Raw genomic sequence first — 20,868 nt, forward strand, 5'->3', positions numbered from 1 at the left:
TCATTAATCATATAAGGGGGAATGCAGAGAGTGAGTGAGAAAATTTATTCTATTGCTTCCCCTTCTTTATGTACGAAAAAGAAGAGTCATGTTGTTTCGATTCCTTTGGGATCAACAATGAAGAAAACATATAGTCTCTCGCTTTCTGTTTTAAATCCTTTTGTAAAAAATGCGAATAATTTTCCAGTCAGTTTGCCACCATATTCAAGATTCAAAGCTGTTAAGGAAGAAGATGCTGGGGTATTTGCAACCAAAATAGTAAAGGGAAAAGGTATATTAACAGACCTTGTTGTAGAGGCAATAAGGCAAGTTGAGGTGACTGCTAATATTGCTAAAGTGGATATTGCAAACCTAATGCGGAGTATCAACATGGAACTGTTAAGCATACAGGATTCTAAACCGCTTAAAGAAATTCTTGCAGATGTTCATTACTATCAGAAAGCAATGCAACATGACCGAACTTTTGATATGGAACATATGGAAGGGAACAATGGAAGCAGATTAGATACAAAGTATGCAGATGTAACAGAAATGTCTAGTACAGATCGTAAGATATATAAAGCAGGTAATATGCTCCCAATTGAGCAAGAGAGAGTAAAACAGAAATTACGAGAATTTGCAACCAATGTAGATGAAATACCGCGATGGGTACAGGTTGCACGTATTTTATATGGCGAAGGGTTTTATGAAACAATATTGACTGAAAGAAGAGAAAAAGAAATATGTAGTACTGTAGTTAGAAATGTGGATCATGTAGAGATTAGCCAAAAAGAATTACCTGTACAAGATATAAGTGATTTTGAGCTTTATAATAACATGCCAAGAGAAGTAACTACTTCTTATGAGGAATTTGATTTATTTACTGATACAGGAATTCCGGTTTATATGCCAGATTATGATTTGTTTGCTCGTAAACAAAGAGAAATACAGGCTCGTAATATAAATTACAATACAGCGAATAGAAATGCCATTCAGCGAAATGGTGAAATAAATTATTTTGAATTTGTAAATAGAAAAGCGCTGAAGATAGATGGAAGATTTATTAATATAGAAGATTTAGAACGTAAAAAGTTAGAACTGCAAACTAATGAATATGATGTGTCATTTGCGGACCGCATAATGGAAGACATATATACATATGGTGGCCATGTATATAATAACGCTCAAAAACTATTAATAGAATATGATTCATCTCACATAGAAATGAATGACATGAATCATATAACGCATGAATATGAAAGTAAATTCATAAGTGAATATGAGTTATTGGAAAGACAGTACCATTCTAATGAGGTAAATTTAGTAGAAACATTGATGGTATCAAGTCAGAATCATTTGTACATGGATTATAATCTTCCAGAAATGATACAGAGTGATGTGCTCACAAAAGAAGTAGAAGTAAAATTAGCTGAAGACGAACAAGTTAATAAGAAAACGAAACATGTATGGACTGAATATATACACCATGAGGAAATGGACCTATTACATAAACAATTATTGGGGACTATTCAAGATAACTATGAATTTGCTAGTAGACAAATCAAAAAATTGACCGGATTTTATGAGGAATTTGATCTGTTTAATAGTTTAGGAATCCCAGTTTATATGCCAGACTATGATTTATTTGCTCGTGTACAGAGAGAACTACAAGCGAAACAAATAACAGTTAATTCAGCTAAAAGAGACATACGTTCAGTATATGGTAATGTTCGTGATACTGATCTAGCAGATAGAAGCATGCAAGAGAAAGAGGGAGTCTTTTTCGATGTAGCTGCTATTGATAGAAAAGTATTACAAATGGAAGTGAATGTACCTTCTTATGAACTTTCTAATCGAGTTATAGGTGAGCAAGAAGATATAGGAATATATGGATATGAACATTTCAATCGAGTAAATGGACAGTATCATACTGCTCAAGCAGATATATCTTCCATGAATCGGATTCTATGTGAAATAGAAACTCCATTTACAAATGCGTATGAATTAGCAAAGCGTGACCTTCATGAGTTGTTAGTGGAGGATGATAGAGTAGCGAATTCTGTATTGTATGATCGATTGTTTATAAGTGAAGAAAGTAATGAACCAATAACAAGTGAAAGAGTTAAAGTCGATAATGAATCAGAATGTATTAGCCCTGTAGAGTTTACAAAGCAAGAACAATTGATAGCACATAATGAAGAAGGATATGACCTTGTTAGTAGACACGTAAAAGAACAGGATTCTCGTTACGAAGAATTTGATCTTTTTGATTTAATAGGAACTCCAGTTTACTTACCGAAGTATGATTTATTCGCAAGGATTCAAAGGGAATTACTAACGAATATTGAGACAGCTGAAATAGCAAATAGAGAAAATAATATAGACGCAGAAATTAATACCGTTGATTCGATTGGTCATCTAGTGAAAGAAGTAGCAACTAATATAATTGATAGTAATGATATAGGACATATTGAGAAAGAGTTACAAACTAGTATTGAACAATATGAAACTGCAACGAATGATAGGAATTGGTATGCAGAAAGTACTATATCTGATCCGATGACAAAGCGAGTGCCAGAAATAGATACGCATATAATCGCTACTGATCAATTAGAGAGAATAATAAAAGAACGTAATACAAATGTAATTAAGGATGAAGAATTAGAACGACTTACGAAACAACTCATAATGAAAATTAAGCATTTTGATGATATGCGACAAATTAATAATGAGTACGAGTCAAATATTTTTGAAACAGACGAATGGCAAAGAAAATTAGATAATAAAGCAGCAATACATGAATATGATATAAGTGAATTTGAAAGAGAACTAGCTAGTGAAGAAATCCGTACAACTTTAACGAATAAGTACAATACTTTTAATACTACTATTGGTCATATAGAACAATCCAGCCGAACAGTAGACAGCGAAAGTATACTTGTTGAAAGTGATACTTTTGTATTAGAAAAAGAACTAGAAGCATCGTATGAAGAGTTTGATTTATTCGAAGGATTAGGAATTACAGTTTACTTACCAGATTATGATTTGTTTGCAAGAACCCAAAGAGAATTACAAACAAATATAGATACGTATGAAATAATGAATAAAGAAAATGAAACAAGAGCAGAAATTAGTTCATTCTATCAGTTTGGTAATGTCTTGCAAGAAGTTGATGCGACTGTTGCAACGATAGATAATGTAAAAGTCGTAAAAGAATTAGCTGCAAAAATGATCGATAAAGAGAATTTTAAGATCATTGACAGAGAGTTACAGATTAGTATTGAACAATATGAAACCGCAATGAATGATCGAAACTGGTATGTAAAGAATATTACATCTGCTCCAATGGAAAAGCTTATGAAAGAGGCAGAGGCAAATATAGTAGTCACGGATCAATTTCATAAAGATGTAAGAGAATTTAATACAAATGTAGTGAAGAATGAAGAATTAGATCGTACAGTACGAAATATAATGATGAATATTTTAGAATTGAAGGATATGCATCGGAAGTCAATTGAAGAGGCTTCAAATATAAATGAGCTATATGAATGGGAAAGAAAATCAACTCATAAAGCATCCATAAATACATACGGTATGTTTGAAAATGTAAGAGAATTATCTAGTATAGAGATCCAATCAACCCCAGTGAATAGAAGAAATCTCGTTCATACGAATATAGATGAAATAGAACAATTTAATCGCATTTTAGACAACGAAAGTATACTTGTTGAAAATGATACGTTTAAATTAGAAAATATCTATCAGGCAGAAGAACCGGTTGAATTTGAGGAAAGCGATATATTAATCGAAGAAGAACCAAAAATATGGTTAAAACATAGCCGGGAATCTTGGTGGAATAATTGGAATTGGAAGAAAACGAGATAATAAAGTAGAGTGCTAGACTAGCTTTTATTTAAGTATATGATATCGAATATTTGTATTTTCATGACATTATGTAATTTTTAAAATTGAACTGCTAGAGCTGTTGTAAAAGTAAAAGCTTAAGCAGTTCAATTGTATTTTAAATGTCTTTTAGTAAGTAAATTAGTTCCTTTCTGTTATGCATGAAATATTTAAATTTATTGATCCATCAAGCTGTTAATACAAATAGTTAGGGCATAGTAATTGCTACTGATGGAGCAATTGAAATTATTTTAAGATAAAAATGGAGAGGTGATATGATGGTGAGAGTATTAACTCAGCCCGAACCAGGGTGGCAGCGTATTGATGATAGCGATAGGAATATTATCTTTGAAGGAGAAAATTGGTTTAGTGGATACTCTAAATACTCTGATAATTATTTGAAAACATTCCACTATAAAAGTTCTAGTCAACCATCAAACTCAGTACAGATTAAATTTTCTTTCGTAGGTACTAAACTTCGGCTTATTGGACTTGTTAATAATGGTGGTTATGATAGATATGCAACAATCGTTATTGATGGCAATACAGAGAGATTAGATTACGATGCATGGGAGGGAACAAGGCAAGCTGTTATATATGAGAAAACAAATCTTAATAAAGGGCCGCATACAGTAACGATTCTAGGTATATACTTAAATCTTGATGCAATTGATATCGATTCAGATGGTTATGTGTTTACACCAAAAAAAGTAGGGGAGATATTAGATAAACCTGATCCTGGTTGGAACCGTTTCGACGATAATGATCCATTAATTAAGTATGTTGATGGTGCTTGGAATAGAGTATCTGATGATAGGTACTATAATAGTACAGCAGTATATTCCCTTACCAAATCAGTTGTAGAATTTTCGTTTAAGGGTACAGGTGTCAGACTTGTTTCTAAAAGTGTTAATTTAGGTTATGGTCCTGTAAATATAACGATCGACGGTGTTAAAGAATCGTACAATCCAGTACTAGGTTCAGATAACTGGAAAGTTCTACTTTACAATAAAGAAGGTCTGAAAAATGAATTTCATTCAGTTAAACTTGAGGGTCCTGAAGGAATTATAATGGATGCTATTGACATTCTTGATGGAGAATTAGTGAAAACTGCTAAAGTAGGTGACATTCTGCTTCAACCTGAAGATGGTTGGAAACGATTTGACGATTCAGATAGCTTAATTAAGTATTCTGGACCATGGAATGTTTCTACATCTGTTGACGGTAGTTACAATGGAACTCTTCATTGGACTGATTATACGTCTGCAGGTATTGTTTCTGCTACGTTTGCATTTTATGGTACATCCTTACGAATTATTGGATTAATGACAGAGTATTATCAAAAAGGAATTATCACGATAGACGGTATTACGAACGATATAAATTTCAATCGAACAGGGGTAACAAAATGTGCTCTTTTATATGAGGAACTCAACTTAGTAGAAGGGAAGCACATTGTTACAATATCAGGAGAAAAAATCAATCTAGACGCTATTGATATAGATAATAAGGGATACTTAGTAAAACAAGCTGAAGTAGGTGATGTACTTAATACACCGGAATCGGGTTGGACAAGGCATAACTATGATTCTAAGTTGTCTAGTGAGAAGCGCAAAATTGAGTTATTACCTCAAGACGTATGGAAGACTTTCGAAGATTATACTTGTACAGGAGTTAAGAATGTCGGTCAGATTAGATTTAAATTTTTCGGAACGGCATTTCGAATCATCTCTAGGTGGTTTAATGATGCTACAAAATCAGCTAAAGTAACGATAGATGGAATGGCTAGTGGTACTTTCGCACAATACGGTGATCCGAAAGATGGATTAAAATTATGCTACGAGAAAATGGGTCTTTCAAAAGGTATTCATAGTGTAGTAATTGATGTAAATGAAAACATGAACTTGACTTTATGTGCAGTCGATTTACTAGGCGCAGACTATTTTGTAGATTATGATGCAACTGTAGGGGAAGTTATAACTATTCCTGAAGTTGGTTGGAAACGAATTGATAATATAGATACAAATATTCAGTATCTAGGTAGCAATTGGACAAGTGATTCAGATTCTACCAGACAGTACTACAATAACACTTGCCATAACAACTTGAACACCGATAAATCAGCTCAAATTAAATTTAATTTTAAAGGTACTAAGCTGAGATTGATGTGTTCTGTTTATGAGAATCATAGTAACAAAGTTGCAATAAGTATAGATGGTCAAGTTCAGTACTATTCAGAGTCGAGGGTTGTAGATAGAGCTTATGGAAGTGTTTTATGCTACGAGAAATTAGGATTAACTGATGCTGTTCACGAAGTTACTATTAAGTGTGAAAACCCTGGTGCACTCTCACTTGACGCTATAGACATCGACGACAATGGTTCAATGAGTAAACCTCCTATTAAAGTAGGAGACCAATTATTACAACCGGAGGCGGGTTGGAAGCGTATTGACGATACCGATTCTAGTTTTAAATATGTAGGTGATTGGTGGAAGTCGGGTAATACTACTCCTGAATGGTTTAACAATACATTCCACTATGTTGACGGAGCTTCAGGGGAAGTACAATTCCAATTTTCAGGCACTAAACTTAGAATTATTGGTTGTATACACGAGTCCCAGTATCGAAGTAACGATATTAAGATTATAATCGATGGTCAAGAGGAATTTTACAGTGAGCAAGCTACTAAAGTTGGATATCAAACATTGGTTTATGAGAAATTAGGTTTGGCAGAAGGTGTTCACGATGTGGTTATTAAATCCGGAACTAATTCGCCTTTCCCGTTAACTTTTGATGCTATTGATATTGATAGTGACGGAAGTATTGAAAAACCACCTGTTAAAGTAGGAGACCAATTACTCCAACCAGAATTTGGATGGAAGCGTATGGATGACGCAGATTCAAATATTCAATATGATGGAAAATGGAGTTTCATAACTTCTCAGAAAGGTGCATACAATGAAACTATTCATTATTATTCTGCACCATCGGGGAGTACAGAAGAAGCGTCTGCTAGCTTTAAATTTAAAGGGACTAAGTTAAGACTTGTAGCATTAAGCAGTTACTTCCAGAAAAAAGCTATTTTAAAGATCGACGGAATATCTTACGACTTAACTAAGGTTGAAGGAAGATCACCAATTAACGGAGTTCAGCAAACTTTAATGTTCGAAGCAACTGAACTTGAAGATAAAGAGCATTTAGTTGAGTTATCTGGTATAGACATAACGCTAGATGCAATCGATATTGACAAAACGGGGTCTTTAGTAAAACCAAACCCACCTGCTAAAGTAGGAGACATTTTATTACAACCTGAACCAGGATGGACTCGTGTAGATGATACAAATCCGCTAATTCATTACAGAGGTGATTACTGGACTTTAGCTAAGGATGGAGGGTATGAAGGCGGATACAATAAAACAGCAACTTATAGAGTTCCTGACTACTCGAACAGGACATTAGGGATAGTAGAGTTCTCTTTCAAAGGTACAGGCCTTCGTGTCATTTCAGCAACCTACTCCATGAGTTCTTGGGAGGATGTTTCCATTACAATTGATGGTGTGACTGAGAAATATAAGGTTAACACTACAACTGACCCAGCCAAGAATCATTATCAGGTTATACTATACGAGAAACACTTACCCGACGGCGTTCATAAAGTAAAACTTTCAGGTACTCAATGTACATTCGATGCTTTTGATATAAAAGGAGGAGAATTAGTAGGAACTCCTACAAACCTTCGTGATGTATTATTTGAGCCTGAACCAGGTTGGCAACGAATTGACGATACGGATAGTAATATTCAATATATTGGTGTATGGGCAACAAGCGATGCTGATGGTAGATGCTACAAGAACACTATTCATTATAAACATGCAACTTCAAACACACCAGCTGATGCTAACCCGGTTTCGATAAAGTTTAACTTTACAGGAACAAAACTTAGAATTATCGGAATTGGAGTATACGGGTATGACCCTGACGCTAAGATTTTAATCGATGGAGTAGAAGAAACTATCAACTTCTTTAGACCTTCAGGCTTAGCTGCTGTCTACAAGTCGTTAATATACGAGAAGTTAGGTTTATCAAATAAATTGCATACTGTTGAAATAAAAGGTAAATATATAAATCTTGATGCTATCGACATTGATGAATCTGGTTCAATTGGAGGTAAGTCATCAGTTAAGATCGGGGATCAACTTTTACAACCTGAAGTTGGTTGGAAACGAGTTGATGATACTGACTCGTTACTTAAATACCAAGGTACTTGGGAAAAAGGTTCACATTCTTCTTGGTATAATGGTACTTGCCATTATGTAGCAGATAAGGACTCTACCGGTGCAGTTGAATTCGATTTTTATGGAACTCAGCTTAGAATTATTACTTGCTTCGATGTTGCATCATATCGTACAGATGACATATCAATTACAATTGATGGCGTGACAGAAAAGTATAGCGAGATAGCATCTGCTAAGGTATATCAAGGTCTTGCATATGAGAAGTTAGGATTAACTAAAGGGAAGCATAGAGTTAGAATTCAGTGTGGAACTAAAGGTACTTATCGACTTAATATTGATGCAATTGACATTGATGCAGATGGCTATATTGAAAAACCACCAATAACAGTTGGAGATTTCTTAGCTACACCAGAATCAGGTTGGCAACGTTTAACGAAGGAGAATATGTATTTCGATTATACTGGTGGTATGGATTACCAAAGTCAAACACCGCCAATCAAGTACTCGTTTGATAAAATTCAGTTTAGATTCTTCGGTACAAAATTTAGATTGATTTATTCGTCTAACTTAGGCTCAAATGAAGAACAACTTGGTAACGTATTAATTGACGGAGTAAAGTATCCTGTTAATATGTTCCCTGTATCCGGACCAGCTAAAATTGCTTGTGAAGTACTTAATCTAGATGAAGGATATCACGTGGTAACAGTCAACGGTGGAACTCATGAAGGTTGGGACCCTCAATTTATTGGTGTTGATATCGACGCTACTGGACACATTGATAGACTACCTGTAAGTATTGGTGATGTTTCTACTTATCCAAACTATGGATGGCAACGTTATGATGACAACGCCACATACATTCAATATGATGCTAACTGGAGTAAAAACGTAGCCTATAATGGTGCTTATGGCGGAAAAAGTACTTGTGCTAAAAAGGGTAAAAATGCAAGTATGGTATTCAAATTTAAAGGTACTAAGTTACGACTCATTGTTGGTTGTGCTACTAATCAATATTATTCAGATAGAATCAGAGTAAAAATTGATGACTTACCGGAAGAGTATTTTGACGCTATTGCACCACAAGATACAAACCAAGTCTTGAAATATGAGAAACTCGGTTTAGAAGATATTGAGCACGATGTAACGGTAACAGTTATCACAACTCAACCCGGTGCTTTAGAATATGACTTCCGAATGGATGCTATTGATATTGATGACACTGGTAGTCTTGTTTCACGACCTGGTGTAGGTACTGTTCTTACAGAGCCTGAAAAAGGTTGGAAACGGATTGATGATACCGATCCATTAATTCGTTATATCGGAAACTGGAAACTAGCCACGGGTAATGATAAGCACTACAACAAGACAACTCATTACAATCTCGACAAGAAACTTGACACGAGTTTCGAATTTGAGTTCGTAGGTACTAAACTTAGACTTCTAGCTTATGGCGACAGTGGTTACGATGCAACTTCTAAAGTACTTATTGATGGTAAAGAAGAAACTATGGTTTACAATAGTCCTTCAGGTAACCAAGTCATACGTTACGAGAAAATAGGTTTAGACCGTGGCAAGCATACTGTAAAAGTGATTGGTAAAGCTATGTCGTTAGATTCCATTGACATTGACGCTGACGGATACTTACTTGCTAGATTAGGTGACAAGTTAGTTGAGCCGGAACCTGGTTGGGTACGTTTTGACGATACTCACAAGAATATTGAATACAACGGTTTCTGGAAAACAACTGAAGCTGATGTTAGTTGCTACAATAATACTCATCATTGGAAGAGTAAGGAAGACAATAACGATAGCACCATCTCGGCTAGATTTTTATTCAAAGGTACTAAGTTCCGATTAATTAGTATGACAAGTCCATCCTATCCGGAAGACATTGAATTGAAAATTGATGGCCAAAAGGAAATCCTTAAACTTTCAGGACAAGTTATGCAATACCAAACACTTGCATATGAAAAGAAAAATCTTGAAGATATGATTCACGTTATTGAGTTGTCAGGGAAATACATCAGTATCGATGCTATTGACTTAGAAGAAGGTGCAACACTATTAAAGCTACCCGATGAGAAATTAAAACCATATCAAATAAGAAGTGGTTTAATCTTTAAGGATGATTTTGATACGTTCGATTCCAGATGGATTGCATCTCCTGTCGGTAGCTATTCTTTAATTGATCGAAAAGGAAATTTTAGAATGCTACACAATGTTTCGCGTGACACATTATTACTTGCAGATCTTCCAAATGAGAAAGAATTCGCATTTGAAGTATCTGCTGATTATACGCCAACCCATGAAGATGACAAAGGCGGTATTATCGTTTGGAAAAACGGTGAGGAGAATATCGAGTTCTTAGAAACAGAAGATGGTACTCGAGAAACAACTGAATTGAAGTGGATGGCGTGCAAAGATAATGAAGATTGGACGTTTTTTTCTGATTATGGCGAAGGTTTTAATTTTTATGACTCAGATAGAATGAACTGTAGTAAGTTTGGTGTTGTATTAAAAAAAGGATCGAATTCAAAATTTGTAAATCTTGATATTGATTCCATTATTGCTACAAGAGGAAGAAAGTTAACCATTGCTAATATAGCGCCGAATATAAGTGTGCAGATGGAAGATGAATTTGGGGGAATTATTTTCAATGGAAATACAGGGTATAACACTGGTATTCAAATTACTCTCCCGTCACTAGAATTTACAGGTAAAGTTATTTTGACAAATGTAGAAGGTAAAGAATTAGGTGTTATTAAGACTACATTTTATGGTGGAGATGTATATGGATTCGGATCTAATTTAGAAATTAAATTTTCAGGTGAGGAGCTTTCAACATTAGCACAAACTCGATTGCCAGATATGATATCAGGGAAATCAGAAATTATGCTAGAACTTGTGAATCCTTCAGTTGCACGAGCGAATAATGTGAATTTAAGTATTGCTCAATTTGAAGATAAATTTGGATGGTCATGGGCGGATCTTGCGTTAGACAGTAATGGTAAACCAGGTCAATATCAAGATAGTATCAATATTCCTTATGTAAATCCAGAAAAAACAATAAAGTTTTGGTTAAAAGTAACAAAGGGAACAGATTATGTTGGCCTTGCTCCATTACAATTTCAAATACATCTTGAGCATGAGTAGTTGGAGGGTGAAAAGATGGGAACATCAATGGTCGTAAATCGATATTATAAGCAAGAAGAACAAACAGAAAATATTCTTCCAAAGCTTATCGAAAAAAAAGTAAAGGTTGAGATTAATGGTAATGAAAAGAAGTATATACCTATTGAACTAGGTATAAACAAGTATGAACTTAGGACAATCTTTATTGAAAATACAGCAAATAATGATTATGAGTGTACAATTTTTGATAAACAAAAAGATGGGCAAATTCAGTACAGCAGTATTAAAGAAAAAAGAACATACGATATAATCAATATTCCTTGTGACGATAAAGATCAAACAAAGTCTTGTCACATGTTTATTGAAAATTTTAGTAATGTTCCTTCTTTGTATACTGTGGTATTAAAAGTAACGACATTAATTTAGAGGTGAAATTAAATGACTAAGGCTATTTTTACCAAAGGGACGTGTAAACGGTTTGAATTATTTGATACGTTTATACAAGTAGCTTTAAATGCAGGTTGGAGACTACGTGAAGGAGCAGATTTAACAAATAGGTTAGTTGAAATATATACTGATGGCTATAATGGTGATAAGCATTTGGCCGTACAGCTAAATGCTTTTGATGGTGATTGGAATGAAAGTTATGATTGTAGAAAAACAGATTACGCAGACGCAACTATGAAAATGGGAGTAATGACTTCTCCAACAACTTTTTATTCCGTAGATGCATTTGATACTTTTTGTTTTTTTCCCGGAAGACAATATGATAGCAATAATTATACTGGGGCAAGAAAATATAATAGATTATGGGAAATGGAGTATTTTTACTACGCTGATAAAGAGGTTATTATTTTTTTAGTTAAACCTTTTAGATACACGGGCTTAGGTAATACCCTTATATATTTAGGTTTTCCAGAGCAATCATTTATTGAAGAAAGCAAGAGAAATGAACACAAACCATATTCAGGTGCTGTTTATGCTAATAGTGGCCATTCTGGAAGATATACAGGGCAGAATAAGTGTAAGGTGTCAGATAACCCCAAGAATTTACTAGAGGTGGAAAATGCAATAACTATTGCACAATCAACGATGAGCATAATTTCACCATTATCGCCTAATGTTGATAATAAATTTGTACTAAGTGAAGTGTTTTATGGTGACAGCAATACTGGAACTAGGGGGCGATTAGGTAGAGTGTATTTTTTACAGCCAGGTGGTATGCTGGATGGTGATATAATTCACATTGAAGTAAATAATGAGATTCAAAAGTATAGATATACAACATTGGGAAGTCCTAATAATAATTACACGTCTTTTCCGACTCAAGCAGTAGCATTAAGAATAGAATGAGGTGATCTAAAGTGAGTATCATTTATAAAAGGGAAACATGTTTAAGGAAGGATTTGTTTGATTCATTTATAAGAATGTTTGTAGAAGCTGGATGGGAAGTTCTTGAGGATAATAGTGATGAGAAAGACTATCGAGTTGTAATACATTCTAAAGGAAGCAATGGAAGATCACCAATGTATTTAGCTTTTTACCCTTATGCGGGACAAGATGCACTTGGAAAACCGGGTTATGATATTAGAACAAGTAGTTCAACGGATGGACTTTTTAAGTGGATTAGGGAATGGGATTATGAAAATAAAAAAGAAATAAGTATTTATGGGAATTGGAATAGGTTGAATTTCTTTTATCGAAGCCCCAAGCTAACTTATAGTGGTGAACTAACATTGAGGCAAGATCTGGAAATGGAGTACTATTGTTATGCTGATTTAGATAGAGTTGTTTTTATAGCTATACCAAATGAGACGATTTTAAAGCAGCAAAAACCAGGTCAAGCTGTGCAACCAATAGTACACTTTTTTGGTATACCTGAAGAAACATATGTTGAAGAAAAAAATGAACCATCCTATTCTTGTGCGATACATGCAAGTAATAGCACGTCGTATTTTGGTATGGATTATGCTTTCCTTATATGTAATACACCTAAAAGGCTTTTAGATAATTTTGCATATCAAAATAAATTTACGTATTTAATGTGTTATCCTGCACCGGCAGAAGGTGGGGCAAATAATGGGACAATTATGTTATGGGACTTATATATAGCAGAGGGGAATGTTGGATTAAGGGCTAAATTGGGATTTTTACAATGCTTTAGACCTAATGGTAAGATTATAGCTGATGGAAGAAGTGGAGATACAATTGAAATTGAAACTGAGAATGGTATTGAAGTGTATTTACCATTTTGGGCAAATTATTTTTCATATGGTAGTGAATCCAATTCCAAAACTACTTCTTCATTTGGTAGCGAAATATCATATCTGGCTATAAGAATAAGATGAGGGATATGAATAATGGCTACTTATAGAGGAATAAAATTAACTGTCAGTCACCAAGGTAATAAAATAGGAATTCGAATTAATGATAAAACAATGGGAAAGATAGTACCTGAAGTTAATATAAAGGAACAGGGCAAACGGATAATTACAAAAACAAGTGGTAAAGTGTTACCTCAGATTATGGTGAAAAATTATGGGGAACGAGAAATTAGAAAGACTGCTGGACAAGAAGTTTCGAATCCGATATACGTAATTAAAGGAAGTCGTGTAAAAACAAAAGTAATGAGTACTTTTCTTCCTATCCCATTTTTAACAGGGGGGGTTCGAGTTCCAAATGGGACATTTGAAGGTTTTTTTCAGCAAAATCAGTATATATCTGAGGAACAAATCCGTAATCAAGCACTACCAAGAAAAGAACCATTAGAATCACCATGGAAAAAGCGAACGTATAGCAAAAATAATTTGAATTAAAACAATAGCGTGCTAAAGCAGGCTTTTTTATTTTGCTTTGAAATGTAAAAAGAGGGGGTGAAAGTTTGGAACGAATTCAAGAGCTTGTAAAAACATTAAATGTACTAGATGTTATTAATACCACCTAATTTAAAGTTGCTTCTTTAATTAGTGGGGGATTGGGACTATATGTAATTTTTCATATGATAAATCTAATATAATTTGAATTATCATTTTGGTATGGGTAGTTGTATTAGATTGGATAACTGGTAGTAAGGCTTCAAAATTAGATGGTACGTATTCATCACAATATGGAATTGAGGGCATTGCACGAACTGTGTTGCTTTTTTTATTACTTTCTTTAGCTCATTTATTTGATATTGCATTTAAACTACCAGAGTTTTTCTATTTTATGGTAACTGGTGGTTTGATTTATCATACTTTTAATAGTTTTACAGCCAATTGTGTACGGATAGGGTGGGATAAATGGATTCCTACTTGGTTGTTAGAAAGTGTATCTTCTGAAATTGAGGCGAAAATTAGAAGATCAAAATCTAGAAAAGAAAAAAATAAATAAATACAGATTGATTCAGTAGCTGCACAAAGTATGCGAGATTTTTGGGTAAAGGCTGTGAAGGATACAAATGTCCTAGCATTTGAACCAATTTATTTTAATGTTCATCTAAAACATAATTGTGGTGAATACAGTATGGGAACTGTAATGAATTTTATAGATATACATCCGAAAGAGAGATTACACCATCAATCTTTATTGAGAGGAATGTACAAATTACAATTGAACCAGGGAAAGTTCTATATACGCCACTGGATGTAGGGTGTTACAAATACAATATTCGTACGATTCAAGTTACAAATGATTCAAACGTTGAAGCAATGTTATTTATGTACGATTAAAAAGAGAATGGGAATCAAGTCTATAAAAGTTTATCAGAAAAAAGAACATATGATATTTCGGATATTCCTTGTGAGGATAAAGATCATACAAACAAGGTAAATTTTTATATAGAAAATAGGGGCGTAGCAAACTCTACTTTTAATGTTTCTATGAAAGCAATACGTTTAAGTTAAGGAGGAACATATAAATGACAAATAAAATTTGTAAATTACACAGACTAGAGCGCAGAGAAGTCTTTATGAAGATTATCGATGAAATGAAAAAGGCTGGATGGCAGCAATTAAATGCTGACAAACCGGATAAGAATAATATTTTTGTTATGTATTCTACAGGTAATGATGGAACCAAAAACAATTATATTGAGCTACGTCCTAATGACTCAAACTCTAAAAACGACCAACTATCGAGCGCAAATGATATAAGGGATCCAAAAGGTAATCGTGCTGATGGGAGTTATAGACTGATTAGAGGTTACGATAAAGATACTAATGCTGGTATCGGAGAAGAAAGATGGTTTCCGTTAGTATTTCATCATGGAAAAGTATATGACACGAGCGGGATAACATCTTTAGATTTCCTACAATATATGGTTGACCTATATCTATACGTTGATAAAGATACTGTCATTTATTGTGTATATGCGAATGATGATGAAATTCCATCTCACAAAGGAAAGACAACGATTGGTTTTATAGGTCTTCCAGACGAATACTACCAACCTGAATTATTTTCACCTTATTCATATCCCTTTGGAGTTTTATTAAGTGCCGGAGTACCTAGACAAGGATGCGTACATGTAACTAATAGAAGTAAATTTTATAGTAGTTCTTCTAGTTCGATTGGGAATTATACCTACTATTGGGATAAGATTTTTTCAAAAGCACCATCTAATGAAGGGAAGATAGTTTTTACACCGCTGTATTTCGGAGATTCGAATGATGGATTCAGGGGGAAATACGATGGTTTTTACATCTATAAAGGTAGCGGATTTATTTATGGTGATATTGTAGAAGTGATGGAGAATAATGAAGTTCAGAAATACAAGTTATTTTATACGCATAATCCAAGTATAAGTGGACAATACAATTCATTTACTGAATATGCTATAGCTTTACGGATTGAGTAAGAAGGAGGTAAGTATATGACAGTACTTCAAAGTATAATCATATCTCCAACAACGCTATATCATGATGGAATACGTGAAATCAATACACATCGTCAAGGAGTTATTGTTAACCCAATCGATTTTTCACATACAGGCGTTAGGCAACTTCTTACACATCAAGGTACAGTTATTAATCCGGATGATTGGATACGAACAGGAATTAGGCAGATTTCCACCCGTCAAGGTACCATAGTCAAACCGTTTGATTTTTTACATACAGGCGTTAGGCAACTTCTTATACATAGAGGTACAATTATTAATCCGGATGATTGGATGCACACAGGAATTAGGCAAATCTCTTTTCGTCGAGGCGTTATGCATAACTTATCCCAAAATAAGGGGGGAACTTGTGAAAAAGAAGTAATGAAACCGCCACGAAATGAACCACTAGAGTATGCGTGGAAGAAAATGAATATGTAAATCTTTTATACGATAGCGTGCCAAAGCAGGCTTTTTTATTTTGCTTTGAAATGTAAAAAGGGGGTGAAAGTTTGGAACGAATTCATGAACTTGTAAAAACGTTAAATGTACTGGATGTTATTAATACCACCCAATTTAAAGTTGCTTCTGTAATTAGTGGGGGATTGGGAACTATATTTAATTTTTTATATGGTAAATCTAATTTAATTTGGATTATCATTTTGGTATGGGTAGTTGTATTAGATTGGATAACTGGTAGTAAGGCTTCCAAATTAGATGGTACGTATTCATCACAATATGGAATTGAGGGCATTGCACGAACTGTGGTGCTTTTTTTATTACCTTCTTTAGCGCATTTATTTGATATTGCATTTAAACTACCAGAGTTTTTCTATTTTATGGTAACGGGTGGCTTGATTTATCATATTTTTAATAGCTTTACAGCCAATTGTGTACGGATTGGGTGGGATAAATGGATTCCTACTTGGTTGTTAGAAAGTGTATCTTCTGAAATTGAAGCGAAAATTAGAAGATCGGAATCTAGAAAAGAAAAAATTTAAATAATGGTAGCAAAAGGAGCAGTCTCAATTGAGTTGCTCTTTTTGTTTATCGAGATTTTATTTCAGGTATTCAATAGGGAGCATGCGCAGCATTATTTGTATGGATGCTTTTTATTACACAAAAAAGAATGAACAGCGTGAAGCGCAGTAACAAGCTGTTATTCAAAAGTACCAGGAAGTTATTGAAGAATAGGCAAAAGCTTTTAGAGCTATTTCTAAAGACGTAACAGGAATTAAACAAAAACTATTTAGAGGAGATGTTCAGTAATGGGACACATTGTAGATATTTCAAAATGGAATGGAAATATTAATTGGGATGTAGCAGCAGTTCAATTAGATTTAGTAATTGCTAGGGTACAATATGGTTCAAATCTAGTAGATCATTTGTATAAGGAGCATGTAGCCAAATCAGAACAATACGGTATTCCACATGCTGCATATGCTTATGGATGTTTCGTATCAGTAGCAGATGCAATTGTGGAAGCTAAGGATTTCTTAGCAAGGGTAAATCCTAATGCTAAATTCCTTGTATTAGATGTGGAAGATGACACAGTAAAGTCAATGAAAAGCAAAGGTAACCTTAGTGATTTAGCTAAAGCATCACAAGCTTTTATTGATACATGTAAAGCAGCAGGTTGGAAAGTAGGATTTTATGTAGCACACCATATGTACGGTGACTATAATTTACAAAGTGTACAAGCTGATTTTATTTGGTTACCAAGATACGGAACAAATGACGGCAGTCCACAGAAGAAACCATCCTATACTTGTGACATTTGGCAATATACCGATAATGGTTATATTGATGGTATTGGAAAAGTGGATATTAATTTATTGCAAGGTAACAAAACGCTAGATTGGTTTACTGGAGAGAAACAATCAGTTGCTAATGGCGGTTATCAATATGTTAAATCTGGTGGTTTTGGTATTTCATTGGTTCAAGAAGCTCTAAATGCTATGAATGAGCGTGGAACTAAAGGGCAAGTTATTTCTGATCCATTAACTGGTTTAGCATACTTGCAAACCGAAGCGTTACCAAATGGTGAGCTTGATAAGATTACAGCTTGGATGGACGAAAGAAACTGGTGGTACGAGTATTTGAAATAAAACATAAGCCGTCCTGTTTGATGTGCACCCCAATTGTTAGACACGAACAACAATTGGAGGTGTACTTTTTTATGGCTATGTAATTAAAATTCACTTTTAGATAATGCTTTTGATATTGGTTTTACAATTAAACCTATTAAACGTAACCTATTAAATATAGAACGTACAACTTTTATAGAGATGCCTCCTGTTTATATCACGCATTCATAAGTAATTCTTTTAGTTCTTTTGTGGATAATTTCATTTCTGTACACTTCTTGTTGTGTTACCTTTTTCATAAAGTTTTACCTTTTGTTTTTATGTGCTATTTCACCTAATACATCTATATAAGAATCAAGTGCTTCCCCTAGAAGATATGACCCTCTCAAGAAATCACTGTTTGTTTTATCATCTATGTTTGATAATATTAACTCTATACCTTCTCTTCTAGTTTTCATTGATTGAAGTACTTTCTCATGAATTGCTTTGTAATCATCACTAGGCTCTAATTCATCGAATTTAAGAGTTACTTTCTTTAAATCGTTGAGTGCAATTTTGTAATTATCATCACCAACTGCATCATACACAGCATTAGAAGCTTCGGTTAATTCATCACTTAGGTCAAATAAGGAATCCGTATATGTTAAGGACTTATCATTTAAAGTCTTATGTCTTGATGACTCCGTAGAAGTCTCCGATACAGTTTCTTGTGAAGCTGACTCTTTCAGATGGTCTTTTGATATCCCGCAACCTACCCCTAATAACATGATTGGTAAAATTACGTATGCTAGTTTTTTTGCTTGCATTTTTGTACACTCCTTTTTGAAAATATTGTAACTAATTAACATATGGAACCATAACATAAATTACATAAATAATATATATAAATTTTTTAGGTAATAAAGGGAAATTCAGATGTTTTTACAATGTGAAACTATGATAATCTGTATTGTGGTTGTAGAGGTGTCTCCCTCTGCATGCTTTTTTTCCTTTTTGAGCTCCGAATGTTTAGTGTTTGAGGGCATTTTCTATGCTCCCATAAATTCTTTATCAAAATAGAACTTGTCCATTAAGTTATTTACAATCCTGTTGAAATAAGCGAATTTCTCCTTATTCATGTTTGCCCCGGATTTAATTTTCATAACAAATTTTTTTATAGCTTTAGTGCCAATAGTAAACTTCTGTTCTTTATTAAATGCTTGTTCACCAATAGTAAAGTTAGTAGTTTTATTGCACACCTTCCACAGATATTGAATTGCTTTAGATTCACTGTAAAAAGAGCTAACAAAAGAAACGAAACGTTCTGATACACAGTGAGCAACAAAATCAGCATCTTTAATCTTTTCTTCGAGTGTAGTGTTATTCTCATTAAATCACTTCTTTTAAATGGTAAAATAGGGAAAAGGGGGTCTTGTAAAATGCCTTTAGAAAACTCTATTTATTACATTGGAGTTGTTATTATTTTAATGATCATCGGTGCACTGTTTGGGGGGATTATACGTATAATTCGACATACTAGCAATCACAAAAAGCAAAATTCAGTTGAGCAAAAGTTAGATAAAGTTATTCAACTGTTAGAAAAACAAAACAAAGATTGACCTTACTCAAAATAGAGGTAGTTTGCAATAGCTCTCAATAACGAAAATTATGTAAATGAGCTGTCCATATGGATGACTCATTTTTTTCTTAGCGTGAGTTTTCTTCGAAATGTTGGTGGTACCACATCACTATCAATTTCAAAGAATGACTTCCACGTTTTATGAAAAGATTAATTTGTTGTGATTGAAAATAGATTATAAAATTAATATTTAAATATAGTAAATCCGAATATTAATATGTTATTATTTAAATAATTCAGATATGTGGTACAAAGTTAATATTTGTAGCTAAGGTCGTTTATACATATGAAAGAATTAAATTATGAAAAGGCGGTATTTATTATGAAAGCAATTAAATTAGCAGGTTTAACAATTGCAGCAGGTTTATTATTGGCAGCGTGTGGTACTGAAGAAGCGAAAATAGAGCAAGATGTGAAGAAAGAGGAGCAAAAAGAAAAAGTTAAAGCATTTCACGCAGAAAAGAAGCAAGAAGATAAGAAAGTAACGGTGCAACAATCGACGGATAAGTCAAAACAGCATGAAAATGTAGCAAAGGAAACAGTTAAAGAAGAACCAAAAGCGGAGTCAACGCCTGTTGAACTACCGAAAGCCAGTGGGTTAAATGAGGCACAATCACAAGAAAAAGTGGAACAATCGAAGACAGCACAAGGCCAGGGAGCGCGTAATAAAGATGTAAAATTAAGCCAATTAGGCATCCAAACAGCAAAGGATGGAATAAAGGTGGCTGCACAGGCGCAAGACGTCCATATTGAAGCGAAAGACAGTCTAACTCGAATTGTAGTTATCGTTCCAGCGGGAACAACGAAAGAACGAGCACAACAAGTAGGAGACACAGCAGCGCGCCAGGTGGCAAGTTTTGGGACTATGGGATTATATGTAGATTTGAAAGCACCATCAAAAGACTATTTAGGGGAATATTGGGAAAACTTCTCTGGTGATATCGGTATCTATGACAGCAACGAAAAACAATTGGTACGTGGAAATATTTCTAAGTTAAATCCAACAAAAATTAATTGGTAAGAAAAACAAGATCCCTACACAATGTGTGGGGATTTTTC

13 protein-coding genes and 4 pseudogenes are annotated in these 20,868 nt (G+C 34.0%); 15 read left to right on the top strand and 2 right to left on the bottom strand.

What is annotated here, in order from left to right:
* Positions 1–21 precede the first annotated feature (21 nt).
* The 13 genes and pseudogenes from ACTFRU_RS20835 to ACTFRU_RS20895 all read left to right on the top strand — a co-directional run bounded on the left by ACTFRU_RS20835 (position 22) and on the right by ACTFRU_RS20895 (position 18,212).
* On the top strand, positions 22–3,864 hold the full coding sequence (locus tag ACTFRU_RS20835) for a hypothetical protein (protein ID WP_440037796.1): 3,843 nt from the start codon (positions 22–24) through the stop codon (positions 3,862–3,864).
* A 293-nt stretch (positions 3,865–4,157) separates the two neighbouring features.
* Positions 4,158–11,270 carry a hypothetical protein gene (locus ACTFRU_RS20840; protein WP_440037797.1) on the top strand — a complete coding sequence of 2,371 codons (7,113 nt, stop codon included), beginning with the start codon at positions 4,158–4,160 and terminating at the stop codon, positions 11,268–11,270.
* 15 nt (positions 11,271–11,285) lie between these two features.
* Positions 11,286–11,675: a hypothetical protein gene (locus ACTFRU_RS20845; protein ID WP_440037798.1), complete on the top strand. Its 390-nt coding sequence runs from the start codon at positions 11,286–11,288 to the stop codon at positions 11,673–11,675.
* A gap of 12 nt (positions 11,676–11,687) precedes the next feature.
* On the top strand, positions 11,688–12,602 hold the full coding sequence (locus ACTFRU_RS20850; RefSeq protein WP_440037799.1) for a hypothetical protein: 915 nt from the start codon (positions 11,688–11,690) through the stop codon (positions 12,600–12,602).
* Between the two features lie 11 nt (positions 12,603–12,613).
* Positions 12,614–13,597 (top strand): hypothetical protein, encoded by a 984-nt coding sequence (locus ACTFRU_RS20855; protein ID WP_431140591.1) that lies wholly within the window; start codon positions 12,614–12,616, stop codon positions 13,595–13,597.
* A 12-nt stretch (positions 13,598–13,609) separates the two neighbouring features.
* On the top strand, positions 13,610–14,065 hold the full coding sequence (locus tag ACTFRU_RS20860) for a hypothetical protein (RefSeq protein ID WP_431140592.1): 456 nt from the start codon (positions 13,610–13,612) through the stop codon (positions 14,063–14,065).
* 65 nt (positions 14,066–14,130) lie between these two features.
* Positions 14,131–14,621, top strand: a pseudogene (locus tag ACTFRU_RS20865) (phage holin family protein).
* A gap of 125 nt (positions 14,622–14,746) precedes the next feature.
* A pseudogene (locus ACTFRU_RS20870) lies at positions 14,747–15,133 on the top strand (hypothetical protein).
* 14 nt (positions 15,134–15,147) lie between these two features.
* The gene (locus ACTFRU_RS20875) at positions 15,148–16,086 is read left to right on the top strand and encodes a hypothetical protein (RefSeq protein WP_440037800.1); all 939 of its coding nucleotides are present in this window, start codon (positions 15,148–15,150) and stop codon (positions 16,084–16,086) included.
* Positions 16,087–16,101: 15 nt separating this feature from the next.
* On the top strand, positions 16,102–16,545 hold the full coding sequence (locus tag ACTFRU_RS20880; RefSeq protein ID WP_440037801.1) for a hypothetical protein: 444 nt from the start codon (positions 16,102–16,104) through the stop codon (positions 16,543–16,545).
* A gap of 71 nt (positions 16,546–16,616) precedes the next feature.
* Positions 16,617–17,105, top strand: a complete 489-nt coding sequence (locus ACTFRU_RS20885) for a phage holin family protein (protein ID WP_440037802.1) — start codon at positions 16,617–16,619, stop codon at positions 17,103–17,105.
* Positions 17,106–17,182: 77 nt separating this feature from the next.
* A pseudogene (locus ACTFRU_RS20890) lies at positions 17,183–17,373 on the top strand (BhlA/UviB family holin-like peptide); the annotation flags it as partial.
* Positions 17,373–18,212, top strand: coding sequence for a GH25 family lysozyme (locus tag ACTFRU_RS20895; RefSeq protein ID WP_440037803.1), 840 nt, complete (start codon positions 17,373–17,375; stop codon positions 18,210–18,212). The pseudogene ACTFRU_RS20890 and the gene ACTFRU_RS20895, both read left to right, overlap by 1 nt.
* 284 nt (positions 18,213–18,496) lie before the next feature.
* Here ACTFRU_RS20895 and ACTFRU_RS20900 read toward each other — a convergent pair whose 3' ends face one another.
* Positions 18,497–18,997, bottom strand: a complete 501-nt coding sequence (locus tag ACTFRU_RS20900; protein WP_440037804.1) for a hypothetical protein — start codon at positions 18,995–18,997, stop codon at positions 18,497–18,499.
* Between the two features lie 222 nt (positions 18,998–19,219).
* Positions 19,220–19,561: pseudogene (locus tag ACTFRU_RS20905) on the bottom strand (helix-turn-helix domain-containing protein); the annotation flags it as partial.
* Positions 19,562–19,609: 48 nt separating this feature from the next.
* On the opposite strand from ACTFRU_RS20905, the gene ACTFRU_RS20910 reads away from it, so the two are divergent.
* Entirely contained in the window at positions 19,610–19,789 is a 180-nt protein-coding gene (locus tag ACTFRU_RS20910; protein ID WP_440037805.1) for a DUF4083 family protein, read from the top strand.
* Positions 19,790–20,095: 306 nt separating this feature from the next.
* Complete coding sequence (locus ACTFRU_RS20915; RefSeq protein ID WP_440037806.1) at positions 20,096–20,830, top strand: DUF874 family protein; 735 nt, start codon at positions 20,096–20,098, stop codon at positions 20,828–20,830.
* The last annotated feature ends 38 nt before the right edge of the window (positions 20,831–20,868 follow it).

The organism is Bacillus cereus group sp. MYBK220-1 (assembly GCF_051916445.1).
Lineage (GTDB): Bacteria > Bacillota > Bacilli > Bacillales > Bacillaceae_G > Bacillus_A > Bacillus_A cereus.